At 70.9% G+C, this 22,065-nt stretch carries 24 protein-coding genes; 9 read left to right on the forward strand and 15 right to left on the reverse strand.

Annotated elements, in window-relative coordinates:
• Positions 1–62 precede the first annotated feature (62 nt).
• Positions 63–1,703, reverse strand: a complete 1,641-nt coding sequence (locus ACZ7L9_RS00170; RefSeq protein WP_471411070.1) for a solute symporter family protein — start codon at positions 1,701–1,703, stop codon at positions 63–65.
• Positions 1,700–2,065, reverse strand: a complete 366-nt coding sequence (locus ACZ7L9_RS00175) for a DUF485 domain-containing protein (RefSeq protein ID WP_471411072.1) — start codon at positions 2,063–2,065, stop codon at positions 1,700–1,702. The genes ACZ7L9_RS00170 and ACZ7L9_RS00175 overlap by 4 nt, the downstream gene beginning before the upstream one ends.
• A gap of 288 nt (positions 2,066–2,353) precedes the next feature.
• On the opposite strand from ACZ7L9_RS00175, the gene ACZ7L9_RS00180 reads away from it, so the two are divergent.
• Both ACZ7L9_RS00180 and ACZ7L9_RS00185 read left to right on the forward strand, forming a co-directional pair.
• Entirely contained in the window at positions 2,354–3,889 is a 1,536-nt protein-coding gene (locus tag ACZ7L9_RS00180) for a S8 family peptidase (RefSeq protein ID WP_471411074.1), read from the forward strand.
• Between the two features lie 103 nt (positions 3,890–3,992).
• Positions 3,993–5,414: a CoA transferase gene (locus tag ACZ7L9_RS00185; RefSeq protein WP_471411076.1), complete on the forward strand. Its 1,422-nt coding sequence runs from the start codon at positions 3,993–3,995 to the stop codon at positions 5,412–5,414.
• Here the strand turns inward: ACZ7L9_RS00185 and ACZ7L9_RS00190 are convergent.
• Positions 5,401–6,063, reverse strand: a complete 663-nt coding sequence (locus tag ACZ7L9_RS00190) for a lysoplasmalogenase (RefSeq protein WP_471411078.1) — start codon at positions 6,061–6,063, stop codon at positions 5,401–5,403. The genes ACZ7L9_RS00185 and ACZ7L9_RS00190 overlap by 14 nt on opposite strands.
• Positions 6,060–6,938, reverse strand: a complete 879-nt coding sequence (locus ACZ7L9_RS00195; RefSeq protein WP_471411080.1) for a sterol desaturase family protein — start codon at positions 6,936–6,938, stop codon at positions 6,060–6,062. The genes ACZ7L9_RS00190 and ACZ7L9_RS00195 overlap by 4 nt, the downstream gene beginning before the upstream one ends.
• Before the next feature lie 238 nt (positions 6,939–7,176).
• Here ACZ7L9_RS00195 and ACZ7L9_RS00200 point away from each other — a divergent pair, with 238 nt between their 5' ends.
• Positions 7,177–7,761: a TerD family protein gene (locus ACZ7L9_RS00200; RefSeq protein ID WP_471411082.1), complete on the forward strand. Its 585-nt coding sequence runs from the start codon at positions 7,177–7,179 to the stop codon at positions 7,759–7,761.
• 102 nt (positions 7,762–7,863) lie between these two features.
• On the opposite strand, the gene ACZ7L9_RS00205 is transcribed toward ACZ7L9_RS00200, so the two are convergent.
• The 7 genes from ACZ7L9_RS00205 to ACZ7L9_RS00235 form a co-directional block, all read right to left on the reverse strand.
• On the reverse strand, positions 7,864–8,850 hold the full coding sequence (locus ACZ7L9_RS00205) for an MBL fold metallo-hydrolase (RefSeq protein WP_471411084.1): 987 nt from the start codon (positions 8,848–8,850) through the stop codon (positions 7,864–7,866).
• The gene (locus tag ACZ7L9_RS00210; protein WP_471411086.1) at positions 8,847–9,305 is read right to left on the reverse strand and encodes a PaaI family thioesterase; all 459 of its coding nucleotides are present in this window, start codon (positions 9,303–9,305) and stop codon (positions 8,847–8,849) included. Before ACZ7L9_RS00210 ends, ACZ7L9_RS00205 begins: the two co-directional genes overlap by 4 nt.
• 170 nt (positions 9,306–9,475) lie before the next feature.
• Positions 9,476–10,189, reverse strand: a complete 714-nt coding sequence (locus ACZ7L9_RS00215) for a VIT1/CCC1 transporter family protein (RefSeq protein ID WP_471411088.1) — start codon at positions 10,187–10,189, stop codon at positions 9,476–9,478.
• Between the two features lie 25 nt (positions 10,190–10,214).
• The gene (locus ACZ7L9_RS00220) at positions 10,215–11,438 is read right to left on the reverse strand and encodes an amidohydrolase family protein (RefSeq protein WP_471411090.1); all 1,224 of its coding nucleotides are present in this window, start codon (positions 11,436–11,438) and stop codon (positions 10,215–10,217) included.
• A 23-nt stretch (positions 11,439–11,461) separates the two neighbouring features.
• A complete protein-coding gene (locus tag ACZ7L9_RS00225; protein WP_471411092.1) occupies positions 11,462–12,739 on the reverse strand; it encodes an amidohydrolase family protein in 1,278 nt (425 codons plus the stop codon).
• A 10-nt stretch (positions 12,740–12,749) separates the two neighbouring features.
• Positions 12,750–13,634: an SDR family NAD(P)-dependent oxidoreductase gene (locus tag ACZ7L9_RS00230; RefSeq protein ID WP_471411094.1), complete on the reverse strand. Its 885-nt coding sequence runs from the start codon at positions 13,632–13,634 to the stop codon at positions 12,750–12,752.
• Positions 13,631–14,431: an acetoacetate decarboxylase family protein gene (locus tag ACZ7L9_RS00235; RefSeq protein ID WP_471411096.1), complete on the reverse strand. Its 801-nt coding sequence runs from the start codon at positions 14,429–14,431 to the stop codon at positions 13,631–13,633. The genes ACZ7L9_RS00230 and ACZ7L9_RS00235 overlap by 4 nt, the downstream gene beginning before the upstream one ends.
• Positions 14,432–14,546: 115 nt before the next feature.
• Between ACZ7L9_RS00235 and ACZ7L9_RS00240 the strand changes: the two genes are divergently transcribed.
• The 6 genes from ACZ7L9_RS00240 (at position 14,547) to ACZ7L9_RS00265 (ending at position 20,137) form a co-directional block, all read left to right on the forward strand.
• A complete protein-coding gene (locus ACZ7L9_RS00240; protein ID WP_471411098.1) occupies positions 14,547–15,200 on the forward strand; it encodes a TetR/AcrR family transcriptional regulator in 654 nt (217 codons plus the stop codon).
• A 29-nt stretch (positions 15,201–15,229) separates the two neighbouring features.
• A complete protein-coding gene (locus ACZ7L9_RS00245; protein WP_471411100.1) occupies positions 15,230–16,222 on the forward strand; it encodes a DEDDh family exonuclease in 993 nt (330 codons plus the stop codon).
• Positions 16,223–16,292: 70 nt separating this feature from the next.
• Positions 16,293–16,526, forward strand: coding sequence for a hypothetical protein (locus tag ACZ7L9_RS00250; protein WP_072482991.1), 234 nt, complete (start codon positions 16,293–16,295; stop codon positions 16,524–16,526).
• Between the two features lie 74 nt (positions 16,527–16,600).
• Entirely contained in the window at positions 16,601–17,461 is an 861-nt protein-coding gene (locus ACZ7L9_RS00255; RefSeq protein WP_471412704.1) for an SURF1 family cytochrome oxidase biogenesis protein, read from the forward strand.
• A 115-nt stretch (positions 17,462–17,576) separates the two neighbouring features.
• The gene (locus ACZ7L9_RS00260) at positions 17,577–19,376 is read left to right on the forward strand and encodes a glycoside hydrolase family 15 protein (RefSeq protein WP_471411102.1); all 1,800 of its coding nucleotides are present in this window, start codon (positions 17,577–17,579) and stop codon (positions 19,374–19,376) included.
• Between the two features lie 5 nt (positions 19,377–19,381).
• Positions 19,382–20,137, forward strand: a complete 756-nt coding sequence (locus ACZ7L9_RS00265; RefSeq protein ID WP_471411104.1) for an SDR family oxidoreductase — start codon at positions 19,382–19,384, stop codon at positions 20,135–20,137.
• A gap of 98 nt (positions 20,138–20,235) precedes the next feature.
• Here the strand turns inward: ACZ7L9_RS00265 and amaP are convergent, their stop codons facing one another.
• From amaP to ACZ7L9_RS00285, 4 genes are read right to left on the reverse strand one after another with little or no spacing between them, the layout of a single operon-like run.
• The gene (gene amaP / locus ACZ7L9_RS00270) at positions 20,236–20,814 is read right to left on the reverse strand and encodes an alkaline shock response membrane anchor protein AmaP (protein WP_471412705.1); all 579 of its coding nucleotides are present in this window, start codon (positions 20,812–20,814) and stop codon (positions 20,236–20,238) included.
• 5 nt (positions 20,815–20,819) lie between these two features.
• A complete protein-coding gene (locus tag ACZ7L9_RS00275; RefSeq protein ID WP_471411106.1) occupies positions 20,820–21,503 on the reverse strand; it encodes a DUF6286 domain-containing protein in 684 nt (227 codons plus the stop codon).
• Positions 21,500–21,853: an Asp23/Gls24 family envelope stress response protein gene (locus tag ACZ7L9_RS00280; RefSeq protein ID WP_471412707.1), complete on the reverse strand. Its 354-nt coding sequence runs from the start codon at positions 21,851–21,853 to the stop codon at positions 21,500–21,502. The genes ACZ7L9_RS00275 and ACZ7L9_RS00280 overlap by 4 nt, the downstream gene beginning before the upstream one ends.
• Positions 21,854–21,858: 5 nt before the next feature.
• On the reverse strand, positions 21,859–22,050 hold the full coding sequence (locus ACZ7L9_RS00285) for a hypothetical protein (RefSeq protein ID WP_471411108.1): 192 nt from the start codon (positions 22,048–22,050) through the stop codon (positions 21,859–21,861).
• Between the last annotated feature and the right edge of the window lie 15 nt (positions 22,051–22,065).

Here is a 22,065-nt window from a genome sequence, read left to right on the forward strand (position 1 = left end):
GCGGAACGGTCGTGTCGTAGGACTCTACGACACGGCCGTTGCCGTACCCGGTTCCTTCTCGCTCAGTGCGCTCCGACACCGGTGAGGGACTTGACCTCCAGCTCGGCGTACTTGCCCTTGTCCGGCTCCTCCTTCGAAAGGAGGGAGCCGATCCAGCCGAGCAGGAAGCCCAGCGGGATGGAGATCAGGCCCGGGTTCTCCAGCGGGAACCAGGCGAAGTCGACGCCCTTGAACATCGAGGTCTTCGGGTTGCCGGAGACGACCGGGGAGAACAGCACGAGGATCACCGAACTCGCCAGACCACCGTAGATCGACCACAGCGCGCCCTGCGTGGTGAAGCGCTTCCAGAAGAGGCTGTAGAGGATCGTCGGCAGGTTGGCGGAGGCGGCGACGGCGAAAGCGAGCGCCACCAGTCCGGCGACGTTCATGTCGCGGGCGAAGGCTCCCAGGACGATCGCGACCGCGCCGATGAGGACGGTGGCCCAGCGCGCGGCCCGCATCTCCTCCTTCTCGGTGGCCTTCCCCTTGCGGATGACGTTGGCGTAGATGTCGTGCGCGAAGGAGGACGAGGACGCAAGGGTCAGCCCCGCGACGACGGCGAGGATGGTGGCGAAGGCGACGGCCGAGATGACGGCCAGCAGCACGGCGCCACCGGTGGAGCCGACCCCGCCGAGGTATTCGGCGAGCTGCGGGGCGGCCGCGTTGCCGGCCGGGTTCTTCGCCTTGATCTCGTCCGGGCCGATGAGCGCCGCGGCGCCGAAGCCGAGCGCGATCGTCATCAGGTAGAAGGCGCCGATGATGCCGATGGCCCAGTTGACCGACTTACGGGCGGCCTTGGCGGTCGGCACCGTGTAGAAGCGGATCAGGATGTGCGGGAGACCGGCGGTGCCCAGGACCAGGGCGATGCCGAGGGAGAGGAAGTCCAGCTTGGAGGTGCCGGTGGCGCCGTACTTGAGTCCGGGCTCCAGGAACGCCGCTCCGTGACCGCTCTTCGCGGCGGCCGTGCCCAGCAGGTCGGAGATGTTGAAGTCGAACTTCAGCAGCACCAGGAAGGTCATCAGGAGGGCACCGGCGATGAGCAGCACGGCCTTGACCATCTGGACCCAGGTGGTGCCCTTCATGCCGCCGATCGTGACGTACACGATCATCAGCACGCCGACCAGCGCCACGATGAGGATCTTGCCCGCGTCGCTGGTGATGCCGAGCAGCAGGGAGACCAGGACGCCCGCGCCCGCCATCTGCGCCAGCAGGTAGAAGATCGATACGACGATGGTGGAGACGCCGGAGGCGGTGCGGACCGGGCGCTGCCGCATCCGGTAGGCGAGGACGTCGCCCATCGTGTAGCGGCCCGAGTTGCGCAGCGGTTCGGCGACCAGCAGCAGGGCCACCAGCCAGGCGACGAGGAAGCCGATGGAGTACAGGAAGCCGTCGTAGCCGAAGAGGGCGATGGCCCCGGCGATCCCGAGGAACGAGGCCGCCGACATGTAGTCGCCGGAGACGGCGAGCCCGTTCTGGAACGCGGTGAACTGCCGTCCGCCCGCGTAGAAGTCGGCGGCGCTCTTGGTCTGCCGGCCGGCCCAGACGGTGATGCCCAGGGTCGCGGCGACGAACACCGCGAAGAGCGTGATGATCAGCGGCCGGTGCTCGGTGGTCGAGGAGGCGGCCAACTGGAGGGCGGGGTGCGAGTGGTACGCGGCGCTCATGCGTCGGCCTCCATACGGGACTTGATGGCCTCGGCCTTCGGGTCCAGCTTCGCGGCCGCGTGGCGCGAGTAGAACCAGGCGATGAGGAATGTGGTGACGAACTGGGCGAGGCCGAACACGAAGGCCACGTTGATGTTGCCGTACACCTTGGTGCCCATGAAGCCGCCCGCGTAGTTGGACAGCAGCACGTACAGCAGGTACCAGAGGACGAAGGCGATGGTCAGCGGGAAGGCGAACGAGCGGTACGTGTGGCGCAGTTCGCCGAACTCCGCGCTCTCCTGCGTCGCGATGAACGCCTCGGTCGTGGGCTCGGCAGGGCTGGTGGCCGTACTGACCTCGGGTGGCGGTGCATCGGTAGCCACGGAATCTCCTCGCGACGCGGGTGCGGTGGTGGGGACGGTGGATTTCACTGGGGAACCTCGATGTCGGGGATGGTGGTGCGTCTCCCCTGACAACGGCACGGACGGCGCCACGAAGCGGTTCACCGCGGCTGCGTACTTCTCGGACTCGGCTCCCCGAGCCCATCCGGGCGAACTGGGTGGTCCGAACTCATTGATCAATAGGGATGATCAGCGATAGCTTCACTCGTCATGTACGCGACTGGGCACGCCTGATGTCCGGTCGCCCGGCACGGATGATGTGGAGACCCCATGGCTCATCTGGGATCCAGACGGACGCGCGCACTGACGCTGCCCGTCGGATTGGCACTCACGGCCTCGCTCGGCTTCCTGCCGATGGGGGCCGCTTCTGCCGCACCGGTGGACGCGCAGCCCACGGCGGCGGTGTCGACGGACGGCCCGAAGCTCTCGTACGTCGTCAACACGCGGAGCAATCACGGGACCGTCAAGCAGGTGACGAAGGCGATAGCCGAGGCCGGTGGCACGGTCGTGGTCGCCTATGAGCAGATCGGCGTCATCGTCGTCGAGTCGCAGAACCCCGACTTCGCGAAGTCGATCCGTCGGGTCAAGGGTGTCGATTCGGCCGGGGCCACCCGCACCAGCCCCATCGTTCCGCAGGCCACCACGGACATCGGGGTCGCGCAGCCGCTCACCGCCGAGCAGGCCCGGAGCGCGGCGGCGGAGGCGACGGCGGACCAGGATCCGATGGAGCCCCTCCAGTGGGATCTGCCCGCCATCAAGGCGGACCAGGCACACCAGAAGACGCTGGGCAGCAGCAAGGTCACCGTCGCGGTCATCGACACGGGTGTCGACGACACCCACCCGGACCTGGCGCCGAACTTCAACCGCGGGGCCTCCGCGAGCTGCGTGTCCGGGGCGCCGGACACGACGGACGGCGCCTGGCGTCCGAAGGCCGGTGAGAGCGACCACGGCACGCACGTCGCGGGCACCATCGCCGCCGCGAAGAACGGCATCGGGGTCACGGGCGTCGCGCCGGGCGTGAAGGTCGCCGGGATCAAGGTCGCGAACCCGGACGGCTTCTTCTACACCGAGTCGATCGTCTGCGGCTTCGTCTGGGCCGCCGAGCACGGCATCGATGTCACCAACAACAGCTACTACACCGACCCGTGGATGTTCAACTGCAAGAACGACCCGGACCAGGGCGCCCTGGTCGAGGCCGTCACCCGCGCCACCGGGTACGCGGAGCGGAAGGGCACGGTGAACGTCGCCTCGGCCGGCAACAGCAAGTTCGACCTGGCCTCCGGCGCGATCGACGACACGACCAGCCCGAACGACACCACGGCCGTGACCCGGACGATCAACCCGCGCGAGTGCCTCGATATCCCGGCGATGCTGCCGGGCGTCGTGACCGTCTCGGCGACCGGTGCCAAGGGTCTGAAGTCCTCGTACTCGAACTACGGGAACGGCGTCATCGACGTCGCGGCTCCCGGCGGTGACTCGACGGTCTACCAGACGCCCGCACCGCCCGCCACGAACGGTGCGATCCTCTCCACGCTGCCGGGCGGCAAGTACGGTTACAAGAACGGTACGTCGATGGCTTCCCCGCATGTCGCGGGTGTCGCGGCCCTGATCAAGTCGACGCACCCGTACGCCTCGGCGGCCGAGGTGAAGGCGCTCCTGACGTCCGGAGCCGACGCCACCGCCTGCGGCGCGCCGTACGACATCAACGGTGACGGCAAGATCGACGCCGTCTGCGAGGGCGACGAGAACCACAACGGCTTCTACGGGGCCGGTGTGGTGAACGCGCTGAACGCCGTCCGCCGGTAGCAGCCCGCCGGGTCGTGCGATGCGGCGGGAGGGTCCGGAGCCTTCGGGCGGCCCCTCCCGCCGCCTCTTCCCGGCTGGTGGCACTCAGTGCCATAGTGCGGGAATGAGTCATGCACGAATGTCCGGTACGGAGCAGGCCTGGGCGGCGCTCGGCGGTGCTCCCGCGCTTCTCGCACACCTCGGAACGGGTGGCCCCGAGGGGCTGCTGCCCGCCCGGCTGCCCGTGATGGAACTGGCCCGTTCCGCCGTCGCGGTCTGCTCACTGGCCGCCGCCGAACTGGCCGCCCGCCGCACCGCGCGCCCCGTGCCGCAGGTCCGCGTCGACGACGGTGCGGTGGCCACGGCGTTCACCAGCGAGCGCCATCTGCGGATCGACGGCCGCGCGGCGACGACCTTCGCGCCGCTGTCCCGGTTCTGGCGCACGACGGACGGCTGGGTCCGTACGCACGCCAACTACCCGCACCACCGGGCCCGGTTGCTCGCCACGCTGGGGCTGCCCGCGGACACCTCGGACGACATCGCCGTGGACGCCGTCGCCACCTCCTTCGCCGGGCGCCCGAGCAGCGAGATCGAGGAGACGGTGTACGCGGCGGGCGGCCTGGCCGTCGCCGCCCGTACACCGAAGGAGTGGGCGGCCGACCCTCGGGGCGCCGCCGTCGCGGGTACGCCGCTGGTGGGCAGGGAACGCATCGACAGCGCGCCCGTCCGCCGGACGACGCCGCTCACCGGTGAACCGCTGTTGCCCGCCGCCGGGGTGCGCGTGCTGGACCTCACCCGGGTCATCGCGGGGCCCGTCGCCACCCGTACGCTCGCACTGCTCGGCGCGGACGTCCTGCGGATCGACGCCCCGCAGCTCCCGGAGAGCCAGGACGCGCACAGCGACACCGGTTTCGGAAAGCGGTCGGTGGATCTGGATCTCGGCAGCCGCTCCGGCGCGGCCGCCTTCGACGAACTGCTGGCCGACGCGGACGTGGTGGTCATCGGTTACCGGCCCGGTGCCGTCGAGCGGTTCGGCCTGACTTCGCAGGCCCTGGCCGCACGCAGGCCGGGGCTGGTGATCGGGCGGCTCTCGGCCTGGGGGCACGGCCCGTGGGCGCGGCAGCGCGGCTTCGACAGTCTGGTGCAGGTCGCCACCGGCATCGCCTCGGTCGAGGCCACGGCCGGGGCGGAGCACCCGCCCGGTGCGCTGCCCGCCCAGGCGCTCGACCACGGCACGGGCTATCTGCTGGCCGCCGCCGTGCTGCGCGCCCTGACCGAGCAGCACGACGAGGGCGGCTCCCGGCTGGCCACGCTCTCGCTCGCCCGTACCGCCGCCTGGCTCCTGGACGAACTGCCCGCCGGCCGGGAGGCCGAAGCCGCGGGTTCGTCGTACGCCCCGGAGAAGTGGCTCACGGAGACGGAGAGCCCGCTGGGACGGCTGCGTCATGCCCTGCCGCCGGTCGCCTTCGACGGCTCCCCCGCCGACTGGTCGCGTCCGCCAGGAGAGCTGGGGGCGGACGCGGCCGCCTGGCTCACGGCTCGATGAGGACCTTCGTGCGGCCGCCGGGTGCGAGCGCTCCGACGGTCAGCAGGAACTGCGCGGCGACGTAGGTGAGCATGACCCAGAAGTCGGGTACGGGAAGCTGCGGCCAGTCGGCGATGCCGGTGGCGATGAGCGCGTCGGAGAGGAGGAAGAGCGCCCCTCCGGCGGCCGCGTACCGGCCGAGGGTGCCGGCCCGGTACGCCATCGCCGTGAGCAGCAGGCTGTAGCCGGCCATCGGGATCCGCAGGTCCGGCGGAAGGCCGCCCCAGAGCAGAGCGACGAAGACGGCCAGGACGGCCGCGTACCCGGCCCCGGCGAGCAACGGGCTCCGGGCGCGTCCGAAGAGCCACAGATAGCAGACGTGGCCCGCGGCGAAGGAGCCCATCCCGATGAGGAATGCGGCGTCGGAGTCGGACAGCAGCAGCGTGTCGCCGCCCCAGCCGAACAGGAGCGCCGCGATGAGCAGCCGAGGGCCGCGCCGGGCGGCGGCGTACCCGGCCAGCAGTGGCATCAGCAGGGGCTTGGCAAGGACGTGGGCGACCGGGACGTCGGCGAGTACGCCGACGAGGTCGACGGCCGAGGCCACGAGAAAGGCGATGAGCAGCGGGCGTACGAGACGTTCCTGCCGGTCCGTGACGACGTCGGCGCTCATCCGGTGCGCTCCCGGTCGGGGACGGCCGTAGGGGCGGCCGCTCCGGTGGGCTGCCAGCCGGGCCCTCGGAAGACCCGTCCGGCTCGCTCGCTCCAACTGTCCGCCGCGCGCACGTCGCGGGCGATCGCGCCGTACTCGTGGGTGGCGACGCGGAGTGGGTTGAACGTGTCGATGTTCTTGGTGAGGCCGAACACGGGTCGCTCCGTCTCGGCGGTGAAGGACCCGAAGAGCCGGTCCCAGAGGATCAGGATGCCGCCGAAGTTCCGGTCCAGGTAGCCGCCCTGCGACGCGTGGTGCACCCGGTGGTGGGAGGGAGTGTTCAGTACGTACTCGAAGGGCCCGGGAAGCTTGTCGATGCGCTCCGTGTGCACCCAGAACTGGTAGACGAGGTTGGCCGACGAGCAGAACGCGAGTGCGGCCGGATGGACACCGCAGGCGATGAGCGGCACGTAGAAGGGCCAGACGGTCAGCGACGTCCAGGGCTGGCGCAGCGCGGTGGACAGGTTGAACTTCCGGCTGGAGTGGTGGACCACATGGCATGCCCAGAGGATCCGGATGACGTGGTGGCCGCGGTGGGACCAGTAGTAGAAGAAGTCCTGCGCGAGCAGCATCAGCAGAACCGTCCACCACAGCACGGGGACACGGAGCGGCGTCAGCTCGTAGACGGCGGTGTAGATGGCGACTATGGGCACTTTCCACAGCAGGTCGAAGACCAGGCTGCCGAGCCCCATGGTGATGCTGGTGACGGCGTCCTTCGTCTCGTACCCGGCGGCTTCCTCATCGGGATGGAAGTGGTGGAGGGCCATTTCGAGGACAGTGAGCAGGACGAAGGCCGGTATGGACCAGAGCACGACATCGGGCAGGTTCGGCGGCATGGGAGCACCGTAGAGCCCAGGATCGGCCGCGCACCAGACGTTGTTACCAACAAGTATGCGAGACGCGATGTCAGCAGTCTTTGGTGACATCCGCCAATGCGGACGTCGCGCGATCCCTGTACCGGGGCTTCCGCGAGTCGGGTTCGTACGCGCCCATGGGGACCCGTCACATGGAACCGCCAAGGCGCCAGGCACACTCTGCGTGTTGTAGTCCCCTTGACAAAAGGATGATTCACGCATGATCACGCTCACCAAGGAAGACGGCCCGGCGGACCTGGACGGAGTGACCCATCTGTCCATCGGCGTGTCCTGGGACCCCACGGCCGGCAGCAGCGGCGGTGTCATGGGCCTGCTCCGCCGCAAGGCCGGAACGGACCTCGACCTGATAGCCGTCGCCACGCAGGACGGGGACCCGGTGCGCCTGGCCGGCCTCGACTCGCTGGACCCCATGGGCAACGGCTCCCTGGTGCACAGCGGCGACAACCAGACCGGACGCGGGGACGGCGACGACGAGACCGTCACGGTCGAGTTCGCGCGCATCCCGCGCAACATCACGTCGATCGTGTTCGTCGCTGCCGCCTTCAAGAAGGGCAGCTCCTTCCAGAAGGCCCGCAATATCAGTTTCAAGGTCTACGACGCGACCGGGGGAAGCTCACAGCAGGTCGCCGACATATGGCCCAGCCTGCTCACCCAGGACAACGGCTGCGCGGTGGCCAAGGCCGTGCGGGTCGGCGACACGTGGAAGCTCGAAGTGATCAATGTGACGGGGAAGATCAAGCAGGGTGACGAGCATGCGCTGATGCGCTTCGCCGTCAGCAAGTAGCACGTCCCCGGGGCCCGGCGTCCGAGTGGTGCGCGGGCCCCTGGACGCGGCCCGCGCACGAGAGGCCGGAAGGACGTTCGCCCGTCCACGGTCCATCACGAGTCAGCGTGGCGTCGAGGCCGGCCAGGCGCGCGGGTACGGAACGCGCAGCGACTCGGCCGCGACCGGGACATGTTCGGCGGCCGCGTGGAGGCGCCCGTCGCGCAGCACCACGGCGCCGCTGCCGAGCATGGTCGTGACCAGCTCGGCGGCCAGCTCCTCGGGCGTGAGGCCCAAGAGGCGTGCCGCGTCCGTCAGCCACGCCCGCGCGTGCAGATACGGCTCGACCTCGTCGGCCTGGATCCCTTCGCGGATCATCAGGGCGAAGGCAAAGATCCGGCGGGCGCCATATCGGACCGCCCCGTCCGGGTCGTCGACGAGCCGCTGGGCGCGGCGCAGGCCAGCGGCGAGGGCGGCACCGGGGTCGGTGGGGATCGGTCCGTGCGAGGGGAGGACCACGCGCGGGGCGAGGTCGGCCATCCGCTTGAGAGAGGCGAGCGCTGTGCCGGCCGCGTCGAGCCCGTCGAGCGCGAGGTTCACCCAGCCGACGTCGTAGTCCGACAACGCGTCCCCGACCACGAGCAGCCGCTCCTCGGGCTGCCACAGCGCCAGATGCCCAGGTGTGTGCCCGGGGGTCCGGACCACCTCCCACTCGGCGTCCCCGAGCCGCAGGACCTGCCCGTCGTCGAGCGGCATGTCGACCGTGTACGGGGCGACGGGCTGGTCGAGATACTCGGCCGCGCAGCAGCCGGGGTCCCGCCGCCCGATGGCCTCGGCCTCCGGCGCCCCGGCGGCGACGGCGGCGCCTTGCGCCTGGAGGAGGGCGTTGCCGCCGACATGGTCGGAGTGCCAGTGCGTGTTCACGACCAGGTCGACGGGTCCGGCGTGCTCGCGTGCCCAGGCGGCGGTCTCCTCGGCATGGCCGACGAACCCGCTGTCGATGAGGGCCGGTTGCCGCCCGTGGAGCAGCAGCGCGTTGGCGTCGGGGAAGGGCCGCTGCCACCACGTCGCCCAGGCCGGCAGCGACGGCGCATCCGGCTGCGGGCTCACTGCTCGGGCCGGTTCACACGGATCAGCGTCTGCTGCCCGTTGGCGACGAGCTTCCGCTCCCCGTCGTTCTGGACGCCGAACACCTCCAGCCGGCACACGGTCAGCGTCCGGCCGGACTTCAGGGCGGTCCCGATCGCCTCGATGTGGTCGCCGGTGGCAGGCGCGAGGAGGTTGATCTTGTACTCGACGGTGAGCACCTCGGCGCCCTCGGGGAACAGGGTGTAGGCGGCGTAGCCGCCGGCGCTGTCCGCGATGGCGCTGGTGGCGCCGGCGTGAACGTAGCCGTGCTGCTGGGTCACCTCGGGACGGTTCGGGAGCACGATGTGCACCCGGCCGGGTCCGATGTGGGATATCCGTGCGCCGAGGTGGCTCATCAGCCCCTGGCGGTCGAAGCTGTCCTGGATGCGCTTCTGCACCTCGGGGCTCGCCTGCTCCTGGTGCGTCTGGTCTTCCACGTGCTCTCCTTCGACGGACATCACGATCTGTGAACGGGGTGGGGCGGGTTCGTCAGCCGGCCAGGCGTTCCACCAGCAGAGACCCGCCGATGCCGATCATCATGGCACCGGAGGCCCGGGCGACCGCACTGGCTGCCGACGTCCGGGTCCTCAGGACGGTGCGGGCGGCACTAGACCCCCACCGCCCCCAGCAACTCCCCCGCCGCATAGGTGACCGCCATCGCCAGCGCTCCCCCGCACATGTTCCGCAGCACAGCGGGCCCCGCCGTCGCCTCGCCCAGGCGGGCGCTCCACCAGCCCGTCACCGCCAGCGCCGCCAGTACCGACAGCACGGTCACGATCAGCCGCAGCGACGCCGGGGGCAGCACGATCGCGAGCAGCGGCAGCAGCGCGCCGACCGTGAACGCCAGGAAGCTCGCTGCCGCCGCGTGCCAGGGGTTCGTCAGCTCGTCCGGGTTGATCCCCAGCTCGACCACCGCGTGGGCGCGCAGCGCATCGCGTTCGGTGAGCTGGACGGCGGCGTCGCGGGCGACCTCGTGGCTCAGGCCCTTGCTCTCCAACAGGCCGGTCAGCTCGATGAGTTCCGCCTCGGGGGTCTCCTTCAGTTCCCGTTTCTCCGTCGCCAGTGCGGCCCTCTCCGAATCGCGCTGGGTGGAGACCGAGACGTACTCGCCCACCGCCATCGACATGGATCCGGCCAGCAGGCCGGCCAGGCCCGCGGTGAGCAGGGTGCCGCGGTCGGCGGTGGCTCCGGCCACGCCGACGACCAGGCCGGCGGTGGAGACCACACCGTCGTTGGCGCCGAGGACCGCGGCGCGCAGCCAGTTCAGCCGCGCGCCGAGTCCGTTGCCGTGCGGTTCGTCATGCGCCTGGGTATCCGTCACCCGGGGATGGTCTCACCCCGCCCGGTCACCAGACGCGTACCGACCCGCCCGGCGCGAAGGCGGGGCTGGTCGCGTCGGACGGGGTCTCCTTGAGGGGTTCGGCGATCTCGTCCACCGTGGGGCCGACGGTCGCGGCGATCCGGTCCAGGACGGCGAGGTCGAATCCGTAGACGCGTGCGGCGTTGCCGCCGGCCATCGCCGCGATCTCCTCGGGCGGCAGGCCCGCGTACGCGATCCGCAGGCCCTCCCGCGAGTACGGGGCGGTGCCTTCGTCGTGCGGGTAGTCGCTGCCCCACATGATCTTGTCGAGTCCGATCCGGTCGCGCAGCGGAACTTCGTGGGGCCGCATGAAGCTGGCACCGACGTAGCAGTTCTCACGCCACACCTCGCCGGGGCTCGCGCCCATCGAACCGGCAAGCCCGGCACCGAACTTGGACTCGGCAGTGGATGCCCGGGCCGAGGCCGCCACCAGCCGTCCGTGGTAGTAGTCCAGCATCTCGACGACGCCCGGGATCCAGCCGGAGCCCTGCTCGGTGAGGACGAGTCTGAGTCCGGGATGGCGGCGGAACGCACCGCCGAAGATCAGGTGCCACAGCGCCCGGTGCGAGAACCAGGTCGTCTCCACCATGAAGACGGCCCGGGCCGCCGGTTCGTCACCGAGCGGCGGGGAGGCCGATCCGCCGTGGTGGTTCACCGGTACGTCCAGCTCTTCGCAGACCGCCCACAGCGGGTCGTACACCCGGGAGTAGAGCTCCGGGACGCCGGAGCCGGGCGGGGCGCCGGGCAGCAGGATGCCGCCGGTCAGGCCCGCCTCCTTGGTGCGGCGGACCTCGCGGGCGGCCTCCGCCGGATCGTTGAGGAGGATCTGCGCGACGCCCGCGCGCCGGCCCGGCAGCTGCGCGCAGAAGTCGGCGAGCCAGCGGTTGTGGGCACGCAGGCCGGCCCAGCGCTGCTCGTACTCCGCCCGCGACGGTGCGGGCGCCATCAGGGAGGCGGAGGGGAAGAAGGGCGGGATGGTGTTGGGGAAGACGACCTCCGCGACGATGCCGTCCGCCTCCAGTTCCGCGGCGCGGCGCGCGGAGTTCCAGTTCCGGTCGGCGGTGTCGGCGAGGAGGTCCTCGTACGGATTGACGTAGGCCGCCGCCCACGCGTCGAAGTCGTCGTGGTACCTCGTCTCCAGGTACGGCCGGTAGTCGAGGAGGTCGGCTCCGGCGTGGCAGTCGGCGGAGATGACGGTGTAGCGGTCCATGTCGTGGTCCGTGTGCCGGTCCATCACGAGGCGCCCAGGACCGGGAAGTCGTGGTCGGTCAGCCAGTGCCGGCCCACGTCGCGCGACCTGGCCCAGGACGCCTCGACCGCTGTCTGGTCGGCGCTCTGGCCCAGGTCCTCGGGTGTAGGGCCGATGCGTTCGGCGATCGGGGCGAGCTTCGCCGTGTCGAAGCCGAAGACCTCGGCCGCGGCAAGGCCCAGTATCCGGCGGGTCTCGGCCACCGGGATGTCGTGAAAGGTGTCGCGCAGCCAGTTCGCGGTGTTCGGCCAGGTGCCTTCGGGGTGCGGGAAGTCGCTGCCCCACAGGATGTTGTCGACGCCGATCTCGTACCGCTGGGCGAGTTCGCGGCGTTTGGTGTTGGTGGCGCAGATGAAGACCTGGCGGTCGAGGTACTCGTGCGGCGGCCGCTTCAGTTCGGCGAACGGGGAGAGCTTCTTTCCGCCGTGGGCGCCGAGGTAGAGCCGGTCCATGAACCAGAGGAGGTTCGGCAGCCACCAGCAGCCGGACTCGGCGACGCCGAACCTCAGCCCGGGGTGGCGTTCGAAGGCGCCCGACCAGAGCAGGAACCAGAGCGGGCGGGACGGCCACCAGGTGACCTCGGAGACGTAGATCCCCAGGTGGTCGCCGTACTCGTGGCGCGGGGCCGCACCGGAGTGGGTGACGACCGGCATGGCCGTCTCGGCGGCGGCGGCCCACACGGGGTCGTAGCGGCGGTCGTGGTACGGGGCCTTGTCCACCCACATGGAGGGGATCATCAGCGCCCCGAGACCCGACTCCTTGGCCCGGTGGATCTCGGCGACGACCCGGTCGACCTCGCCGGTGACGGGCAACAGGGCTACACCGCAGTGGCGTTCGGGGTTCTGCGAGACGAAGTCTGCGAGCCAGCGGTTGTGGGCCTGTGCGCCCGCCATGCCGAGATCCGGATCCTGGTCGCCGGAGAGCCCGAGGCCGACGCCGAACGGAGCGGCGGTCCGGCTGTCGACGGCGTCCGCGTCGGGGAAGACTACCTCGGCCGCCACCCCGTCGCCGTCGAGCTCCTTGAGACGCTGCGCCGCGTCCCAACCGCCTTTCAAACCTTGCTCGTTGTCGTGGAACCACTTGTCTGCGAAGGCCTCGTTGCGTACGCCGAGGCGGGTCATCTCCGCACGGCGGCGGTCGCGTCCCGCGAGGAATTCGTCGAACTCCCGGTGGAAGCGGGCGTCGAGATAGGGCCGGTACTCCTCGGTGGGCAGCCCGGCGTGGCAGTCGGAGGAGATGATCAGGTACGGGTCGTCGGTCATCGCTCGCTCCTCAGTCGAGTATGAAGCTCTCCAGATACGACGGTTCGGCCCGGTCGAGCATCGACTGCGACCGGGCGCGGATCTGCCGGTCGCTGTGCTCGCTCTCCGGCAGCATCCAGAAGCGGTCGGCGCGTATCCCGTCGACGACGGTCGCGGCGACCTCCTCCACGGGGGTGAACTCCACCTGGTGGCCCGCCGACCGCATCGCGGACTCCCACTGGTCGAGGCTTCGGTACGGGGTCCTGCGCGGACGCTCCTTGGCGTACCGCGCGGGCCGGTTGCGGTGCGACTCCCACAGTCCGGTACGGAGCATGTGCGGGCCGGGGAAGAGGACCGAGGCGCCGACCGCCGCGCGCTCGGCCTTCAGATGCGCATACAGGGACTCGGTCATCGTGACGACGGCGGCCTTGGTGACCGCGTAGACGGAGGCGGTCGGCAGCGGGGCGATCCCGCCGTCGCCGGACGATGTGTTGACGACATGGCCGGGGCCGCCGTCCGCGATCATGCGCGGTACGAACGCCTGGATGCCGTGGAAGACACCCCACACGTTGACCGCGAACGCCCACTTCCAGTCGTTCGGCTCGTGCTCCCACATCCGGCCCTCGGCCCCGGAGCCGACACCGGCGTTGTTGCACAGCACATGCACGGCACCGAAGGTGTCGTACGCGGCTTCGGCCAGGGCCTGTACGGAGTCGCGTTCGCTCACGTCGACGACCTGCGCCAGTACCCGCGCACCGTCCTCGCGCAATCCGCCCGCCGCCTTGTCGAGCGCACCCTCCTCCACATCGGCGAGGACGACCTTCAGCCCCTCGGCCGCGAACCTGCGCGCCATCGCGAGGCCGATGCCGCTCGCCGCGCCGGTGACGACGGCGACCTGCCCCTCCTCCAGCCTCATCGGACGCTCCCCTCCGGCGGGCCGTCGTGGATCTGCTGCGGGTCGTCGTAACGCTGGTGGATGTACGGCAACAGCGCCTTTGCGCTCACCCGTTCCACGGCCCTGCCCCGCTGGTCGCTGGTCTTCTCGCCGATGGTGATGTCGACCAGTCGGCGTACAGGGAGGTCGGCGACCGGGTCGTACACCGACTCGCGCAGCACCACGTCGCCCGAGACGCGTTCCAGTCGGCGGACCTTCTCGTGGCGGGTGCAGTGGATCAGCACGGGGTCGGAGTCGAAGCCCTCGCCGCCCACGGCGGGCAGGAACTTGAAATAGAAGTCGAGCTTGTCGGCCGGTTCGGGCAGCGGGAGTGGTCCGCTCACCGCGCCGCGCACCTCGACGAACGCGATGCCGTGCCGGGCCAGCGCGGCCCGGATGACGAGGCCGTCGCGTTCGACGGTCACCTCGCCGAGCTTCTTCGGTTCGCCGAACACCTCGCGACCGCCGATCAGCGCCCGTTCATGGGTCATCGGCATGACGAGCGGGTACCAGCCCTCGTTCCCGTCATGGACGGCGGCGACCGCGACGGAGCCGGCACCGAGCGGGTAACCGGGGATTTCCACCGTGCTGATGGCGGCCCGGACGAGCGGGCGCGGGGCGGGCTTCAGGGGCGGCGGCAGGACGGCCGCCACCGCGTCGGGGTCGCTCTCCCAGAGGGCCACCACGCCGGTGGACCAGATGTCGGGGAGCGTGGAGCGGGCCGCGCGGGCCGCCGCGATCTCGGCCTCGGTGCGCGCGCCGTACCGTACACGTGCCATGGACCTACCACCCTTCTCGGTTGTCCGATGCCGGGGTTCTGTAACACAGTTACACCGACCCGGATGAAGGGTAAATAGGCGTGCACGTAACGGAGTTCGAAGAGCTGGGAGCACTGTGGCCCGATCGTCGCTGACCCGCGAAGAGGTACTGGACACCGCCACCGCCCTGGTGAGGCGGCACGGCCCGCAGGCCCTCACCATGCGCGGGCTCGCCGCCGAACTGGGCACCGCGGTCACGTCGATCTACTGGCACGTCGGCAATCGCGAATCGCTGCTGGACGCCCTCGTCGAGCGCACCGTGCAGGAGATGGGCACCCTCCGCCCGGCCGGCCGGACCCCGGCGGCCCGGATCGTCTCCGTCGCCCGCAGCCTGCGCCGCGAACTGCGGGCCCGGCCGCATCTGATCGCGATGGTCCACGAACGGGGGCTCACCGAGCGGATGTTCCTCCCCGCACAGCGGGCCCTCGTCCACGAGGTGCACGCGGCGGGGCTGCGCGGGGCGCGGGCCGCGGCAGCTGTGCGGGCGGTGCAGTTCCAGACCGTCGGCTTCCTGCTCGTCGAACGCAATCGGGAGCGGTCCCCCGTCCAGTCCCCCGGCGAGGGCGATCTGTGGGCCGCGTCCACCGCGGACGACGACCCGGCACTGGCCCGCGCGCTGGCCCGGCCCGCCGATCCGGACCGGCTGTTCGCGGACTCCGTGCGGGCCCTGGTGGAGGGGCTGCTGGCCGGCCCCGTACGTCGGGCGCCCGGGCGGGAGACGGTCGAATAGGAGACTGTCAGGGGCGGCCCGTATTCTCTGTGACCATGCTCGACGACCGCCAGACCGCAGCACCGTGGCCGACCGCCTACCCACAGGGGTACGCGGTCGTCGACGTGGAGACCACCGGACTCGCACGGGACGACCGGATAGTGTCCGCGGCCGTCTACCGCCTGGACGCGCAGGGCAATGTCGAGGACCACTGGTACACCCTCGTCAATCCGCAGCGTGATCCCGGTCCGGTCTGGATCCACGGGCTGACCAGCGAGGTCCTGGACGGTGCTCCGCTCTTCCCGGAGGTCGCCGCCCAGCTGTCCGAGCGGCTCGCGGACCGCGTGCTGGTCGCGCACAACGCGGCCTTCGACTGGTCGATGCTGGCCCGGGAGTACGCACGGGCCTCGGTCACCGCCCCCGTCGAGCAGCGGCTGTGCACCATCGCGCTCTCCAAGGAGCTGCGGCTGCCACTGCCCAACCACAAGCTGGAGTCGCTGGCCGCGCACTTCGGGGTCGTGCAGCAGCGCGCGCACCACGCGCTGGACGACGCCCGGGTGCTGGCCGAGGCGTTCCGGCCGAGTCTGCACGCGGCGGCACGGGGCGGGGTGCGGCTGCCGCTCCTGGAGTGCCGGCCGCTGACCGAGTGGTCGGACTCCCCGGTCACCCCGCGGATCGGCTACCAGCCCTCGTACGGTCAGGGCAGCTGGCGTCCCTCGCGCAAGCGTCAGGCATGCCCGTATCCGAACCCCGGGCGGTACGAGAAGGACAAGCCCCTCATGCAGGGCATGCGGGTCGCGTTCTCCGGGGACACCTCCATCGACCGCGAGCTGCTGGAGGACCGGGCCGTGGAGGCCGGGCTGCACGTGGCGACCAGCGTGTCCCGGCTGACCAGTCTGCTCGTCACCAACGACCCGGACGCGGCGACGTCGAAGACGGTGAAGGCGAAGTCGTTCGGGACACCGATCCTGGACGAGAGCGCGTTCACCCATCTGTTGCGCGATGTGGCGCCGGCGGCGGCGCAGCCTGCCGCGCGGTCATAGGAGTGAACCGGGGGCGACTCGCCCGCCCGCCGCTCGCCCGCCGCCGCTCCGGCGTCCCACCCTGTGGCGCATGGCACGATGTGAGGTTTGCGGAAACGACTACGGCATGTCCTTCGAGGTGCACGCGCAGGGCGCGGTGCACGTCTTCGACTGCTTCTCCTGCGCCATTCACCGCATGGCGCCCATCTGCGAGCACTGCCGGGTCCAGATCATCGGCCAGGGGGTCGAGGTCGACGGCCACTGGTTCTGCGGAGGTCACTGCGCCCGCGCCGAGGGGAAGGTGGGCATCATCGACAAAGTCTGAGCACCGGCCGTCGCCGCGCCCTCTTCCCCCACCCCTCCGCGATGCACCCCATGACGCAGTTGTACCGTCATGGGGTGTACCGCTTCCTGTTGACCCGGCAGTGGCTGATCCTCGCCCTCCTCGCCCTCGTACTGATTCCCACGATGGTCGAGCTGGGCTTCTGGCAGCTGCACCGGCATGAGCACAAGGTCGCGCAGAACTCCCTGATCTCCCGCAACCTCAAGGTGAAACCGGTTCCGGTCGCCTCGCTCACCTCGCCGGGTCACACGGTCCCGCGCTCCGACTACTGGCGCGCGGTGACGGCCACAGGTACGTACGACACCGCGCACGAGGTGGTCGTACGCCGCAGGACCTCCACCGACGGCCGGATCGGCGTCCATGTGCTGATCCCGCTCGACCTCAAGGGTGGCGGCACGGTCCTGGTCAACCGCGGCTGGGTACCCGCCGCCGACAGTCAGAGCGCCTTCCCGGACGTACCGGCCGTGCCCAAGGGCGAAGTGACCGTGACCGGCCGGCTCAAGGCCGACGAGACGACGAGCGCCAGCGGCATCAAGGACATCTCCGACCTGCCGGACCGCCAGGTGATGCTGATCAACAGCGCCCAGGAGGCCAAGAGGCTCTCCCGGCCGGTGCTGGGCGGCTACATCGAACAGACCGCACCGGAGCCGTCCGGCGACTCCCCGGAATTGATCGCCGCCCCCGACGACGGCTCGATCGGCCCGCACATGGCGTACGCCGTGCAGTGGTGGCTGTTCGCCGCCGGGGTCCCGGTGGGCTTCGTGGTCCTCGCCCGCCGGGAGAAGCGCGACCGGGTGGAGGCCGCGGCCAAGGCCGCCGTCGGGGAACGGGACGCCTCCGAGCCGAAGACGCCGGGGCAGCCTGGGCAGCCGGAGAAGCCGGAGAAGCCGGAGAAGCCGGAGCCCGCGACGGCCTGACGCCGTCTTCGGCGGGGTGCGGGGGGTGCCTTCGTGTTCCGGCGTATCGAGGTGACCCCTGCTCTCGAGGGACGGGACTGCTTAACGAGGCCCATGTACGGGAACACGCCAGAACGTGACCCCACGTATCGAGGACTACGCCCTCATCGGTGATCTGCAGACAGCCGCCCTGGTCGGCAGGAACGGTTCTGTCGACTGGCTCTGTCTGCCCCGCTTCGACTCGGGCGCCTGTTTCGCGGCCCTGCTCGGCGACGAGGAAAACGGCCACTGGCGGATCGCCCCGAAGGGCGCCGACGTCTGTACCCGGCGCGGCTATGCGGGTGACTCCCTCGTCCTGGAGACGTACTGGGAGACCCGTACCGGCACGGTCAAGGTCATCGACTTCATGCCGCAGCGCGACCGGGAACCCGATGTCATGCGGATCGTCGAGGGCGTAAGCGGCACGGTCGAGATGAGCTCCGTGATCCGGCTCCGCTTCGACTTCGGCTCGGTCGTGCCGTGGATGCGCCGCTCGCAAGGGCACCGGGTGGCGGTCGCGGGGCCGGACTCGGTCTGGCTGCGCAGCGAGCCGCCGGTCAAGACGTGGGGCCAGCAGTTCTCCACCCGCTCGTCGTTCAGCGTCTCCGCGGGCGAACAGGTGGCGTTCGTCCTGACCTGGCACCCCTCGCACTCGCCCCGCCCCGATCTCGTCAACCCGTTCGACGCGTTGGAGAACACCCTGTCCGACTGGACCGAGTGGTCCGCGCGGTGCAGGTACCGGGGCCCCTACCGGGAGGCGGTGATCCGCTCGCTGATCACGCTGAAGGCGCTCACCTTCGGCCCGACCGGCGGCATCGTGGCGGCACCCACCACCTCGCTGCCCGAGGAGATCGCCGGCGTACGGAACTGGGACTACCGCTTCTGCTGGCTGCGGGACTCCACGCTGACCCTCGCCGCGCTCATCTCGGCCGGCTATCTGGAGGAGGCCGCGGCCTGGCGGGACTGGCTGCTGCGGGCGGTCGCCGGGGACCCGGCCGATCTGCAGATCATGTACGGCCTGGCGGGCGAGCGCAGACTGCCCGAGGCGGAACTGGCGTGGCTGAGCGGCTACGAGAACTCCGCCCCGGTCCGGATCGGCAACGCCGCGGTCCGCCAGCGTCAGCTCGATGTGTACGGCGAGGTCATCGACTCGTTGCGGCTCGCGCGCGAGGCCGGTCTGGACGACAAGCCACACGCCTGGAATGTGCAGCTCAGCCTGCTCGGCTTCCTGGAGTCCACCTGGCGCGAGCCGGACGAGGGGCTGTGGGAGATCCGGGGCCAGCGCCGCCACTTCGTGCACTCCAAGGTGATGGCCTGGGTCGCCGCCGACCGTGCCGTACGCACCCTGGAGAAGAACCCCTCGCTGGCCGGCGACGCCAACCGGTGGCGGGCGATGCGGGACGCCGTGCACCGGGAGGTGTGCGAGAAGGGATACGACCCGGTACGGAACACCTTCACGCAGTCCTACGGCTCCCGGAACCTGGACGCCGCGACGCTGCTGATCGCCCGGACCGGTTTCCTGCCGACGGACGATCCCCGGATGATCGGAACGGTCGACGCGGTCAGGGACGAGCTGAGCAGCGGCTGCCTGGTCCGCCGCTACAGCACGGACGGCGCCTCGATCGACGGGCTGCCCGGCAGCGAAGGGGCCTTTCTGGCGTGCTCGTTCTGGCTGGCGGACGCCCTGCACCTGACGGGGCGCAGCGAGGAGGCCCGAGATCTCTTCGAGCAGCTGCTGGCGCTCCGCAACGATGTGGGGCTGCTGGCCGAGGAGTACGACACCGTCGGGCACCGACAGCTCGGCAACTTCCCGCAGGCGTTCAGCCACATCGGACTGGTGGGCACGGCCATGGCCCTGGCCGGGGAGGACACGCTGGAGGGCGAGGCGGCAGGATAGGGCCCATGGATCTTGGACTGAAGGACCGCGTGTACATCGTCACCGGGGCGACCCGGGGGCTGGGCAACGCCACGGCACGGGCGCTCGCCGAGGACGGGGCGCGGGTGATCATCACCGGGCGGGACGCGAAGCGCGTCGAGGCGGCCGCCGCCGAACTGGGGCCGGACGTCATCGGCCTCGCCGCCGACAATGCCGACCCCACCGCCGCGCAGCGTCTGGTGGACAGCGCGCACGAGCGGTTCGGGCGGCTCGACGGCATCCTCATCAGCGTCGGCGGACCGGCGCCCGGCTTCCTCGCCGACAACACCGACGAGCAGTGGCAGTCGGCCTTCGATTCGGTGTTCCTGGGTGCGGTACGTCTCGCCAGGGCCGCGGCCGCCACGCTCGGCGAGGGCGGGGTCATCGGATTCGTGCTCTCCGGCTCCGTGCACGAACCGATCGCCGGGCTGACGATCTCCAACGGGCTGCGCCCCGGCCTGGCCGGCTTCGCCAAGTCCCTGGCCGACGAGCTCGGTCCCCGGGGGATCAGGGTGGTGGGCGTGCTGCCGGGCCGGATCGACACGGACCGGGTGCGTGAACTGGATACGCTCTCGGGCGACGCGGAAGCCTCCCGAGCGGCCGGCGAGGCACGTATTCCGCTGCGGCGGTACGGCACGCCGGAGGAGTTCGGCCGGACCGCGGCATTCCTGCTCTCGCCCACGGCGTCGTATCTGACGGGCATCATGCTGCCGATCGACGGCGGCTACCGGCACGGCTTCTGAACCCGCGCCTCCCTGAACCGGACCGGTCTGCGAAGCGGCCCGGCCTCGTTCACCGTCCTGCCGGACGGGCGGGCCGGTCAAGCCTGTCCGACGGTACGTCAACTCACCCTTTCCGCACGGTGCTTGACTGCCCGCAGTCGTACCTCGGCCGGCAACTCGGCCAGCCCCGCCGAATCCCGCGCATGCGCCAGCGCCTCGTCGGTGAGGCGGCCGAGCGCCTCGTCCGGCGCCGCGTGCGGCTCCATCAGCAGGCGGATCCCGGCATGCGGCGCACTGCGTCGGCCGGTCAGCGTGACCTGGGCGCGGGCCACCCCGTCCAAGGTCCCCGCCTCCTGGGCGAGCACCCCTTCCAAGGCCCGGCCCCGCAGCAGCGCGCCCTCGCCGTCGCCGCTGTCCACCAGCACCTCGGCGAGGCGGGCCCGGCGCAGTTGGGCCAGCAGCCACCACAGGGCGAGGACGACCACGACGGCCAGGACCACGATCACCGTCGGCCACCACCAGCCCTCGCCGCGCCAGCGGTCCCGATCGGCCTGGCTGAGGAGCACATCGCCCTTGCCGTACCAGGGCCACCAGGACGGTACGGAGAGACCGAGTCCCGCGGCGAGCACCGCGCCACCGACACAGATCAGCACCAGCCCGGCCAGGCCGAGCAGTACCCGGTTGACGGTCCTGAGCAACGGGCTCACCCCTTCTTCGCCGGACGGCGGACCTGCACGGACAGGCTGGGCGGCCTGGCCAGCCCCAGTTCTCTGATGGCGGTGGAGAGCACGGTGTCCAGATCGGCCCGTACGTCGTCGAGTTCGCGGAAGTGCGACACTGCGCGCACCCCGGCCTTGCCGCGGCCCATCCGGACCCGTACCGACTGCACGCCGGACACCTCGACGGCCCGGTCGCGCAGGACCAGTGCCGCCGCGGCGCGGTCGAGACCGGCGCGTACGCCTGGACGGTCGCGGCGCATCGGCAGCAGGTCGCGGAGTCCGGGGGTGACGGCGAGCACGAGCAGCCACAGGCCGATCGCCAGGGCGGCCACCGCACCGGCCAGCACCCAGACGTTGTCCAGCGGCCGCTCGGCGAGTTCGTCGGCGAGCACGCGGCGCCACCGCATCGCCGGCCGGTCGGCCCGTACCGCCGCCACGTCGTAGAGGAGGAGGCCGGTGCCGCCGAGGGTCACCAACGCGAGGACCGCTGCGGGGATGCGGCGCGGGGACCAGAATCGGCCCGCCCTGTCGCCGCTCCCCTGCTGCGCGGGCACCGGGTCGTACGCGGCGGACGAGGCGGACTGGTCGAGTTCGAGCACGTCCCCCTGTTCGACGGGCCGGACGGCGGGCCGTTGTTCACGGTGTTCCGGGTCGTGGGGCTCGGTCATCGGATCCTCCCCTGTGCCGCGATGCCCGCTCCCGTCGGGTGCAGGCGCTCGACCTGTACGGCAACCTCGGGCACTTCCATTCCCGTCAACGCCCTTACCCGTTCGGCGACATGCCGACGCACCCCGCCGCACCGGCGGCCGATGTCGGTGGGGTATCCGAGCTCCAGGCTCACCCGTACCCGCGCGCTGCCACGTTGCACCGTGACCGTGGCACGCGGCGAGGCACCTTGCTCCGGCAGCTCGTCGATGGCCTCCTTCGCCGCCTGTGCGGCGATCTTCGCGACCACCCGGTCGGCGATCCGGGTCTCCCCGCGCTCACCGGCGGCGATCCGGCCGCCCACCCCCGACAACGCCGTCACCGCTGTCGGTCGCCGCGCTCGCGACTCCGGAAGAAGTCGCCGGGTTCCAGGTCACCTTCCAGGAACCGGCCGACGACGAAGCCGACCGCTCCCAACGCCGCCACCAGGAGAAAGGCCCCGAATCCGCCGAAGTACCCGGCGAATCCGAGCGCCATGCCGGCCACCATGCCGACCACCGCCATGCTCATCGTGCGCTCCTCAAC

The organism is Streptomyces sp. NPDC111516 (assembly GCF_055635345.1).

Coding starts and splice junctions, on each gene's coding strand:
- ACZ7L9_RS00170 (WP_471411070.1), bottom strand. CDS start 1,703: ATGAGCGCCGCGTACCACTCGCACCCCGCCCTCCAGTTGGCCGCCTCC.
- ACZ7L9_RS00180 (WP_471411074.1), top strand. CDS start 2,354: ATGGCTCATCTGGGATCCAGACGGACGCGCGCACTGACGCTGCCCGTC.
- ACZ7L9_RS00185 (WP_471411076.1), top strand. CDS start 3,993: ATGAGTCATGCACGAATGTCCGGTACGGAGCAGGCCTGGGCGGCGCTC.
- ACZ7L9_RS00190 (WP_471411078.1), bottom strand. CDS start 6,063: ATGAGCGCCGACGTCGTCACGGACCGGCAGGAACGTCTCGTACGCCCG.
- ACZ7L9_RS00195 (WP_471411080.1), bottom strand. CDS start 6,938: ATGCCGCCGAACCTGCCCGATGTCGTGCTCTGGTCCATACCGGCCTTC.
- ACZ7L9_RS00200 (WP_471411082.1), top strand. CDS start 7,177: ATGATCACGCTCACCAAGGAAGACGGCCCGGCGGACCTGGACGGAGTG.
- ACZ7L9_RS00220 (WP_471411090.1), bottom strand. CDS start 11,438: ATGGACCGCTACACCGTCATCTCCGCCGACTGCCACGCCGGAGCCGAC.
- ACZ7L9_RS00225 (WP_471411092.1), bottom strand. CDS start 12,739: ATGACCGACGACCCGTACCTGATCATCTCCTCCGACTGCCACGCCGGG.
- ACZ7L9_RS00230 (WP_471411094.1), bottom strand. CDS start 13,634: ATGAGGCTGGAGGAGGGGCAGGTCGCCGTCGTCACCGGCGCGGCGAGC.
- ACZ7L9_RS00235 (WP_471411096.1), bottom strand. CDS start 14,431: ATGGCACGTGTACGGTACGGCGCGCGCACCGAGGCCGAGATCGCGGCG.
- ACZ7L9_RS00250 (WP_072482991.1), top strand. CDS start 16,293: ATGGCACGATGTGAGGTTTGCGGAAACGACTACGGCATGTCCTTCGAG.
- ACZ7L9_RS00265 (WP_471411104.1), top strand. CDS start 19,382: ATGGATCTTGGACTGAAGGACCGCGTGTACATCGTCACCGGGGCGACC.
- ACZ7L9_RS00275 (WP_471411106.1), bottom strand. CDS start 21,503: ATGACCGAGCCCCACGACCCGGAACACCGTGAACAACGGCCCGCCGTC.
- ACZ7L9_RS00285 (WP_471411108.1), bottom strand. CDS start 22,050: ATGAGCATGGCGGTGGTCGGCATGGTGGCCGGCATGGCGCTCGGATTC.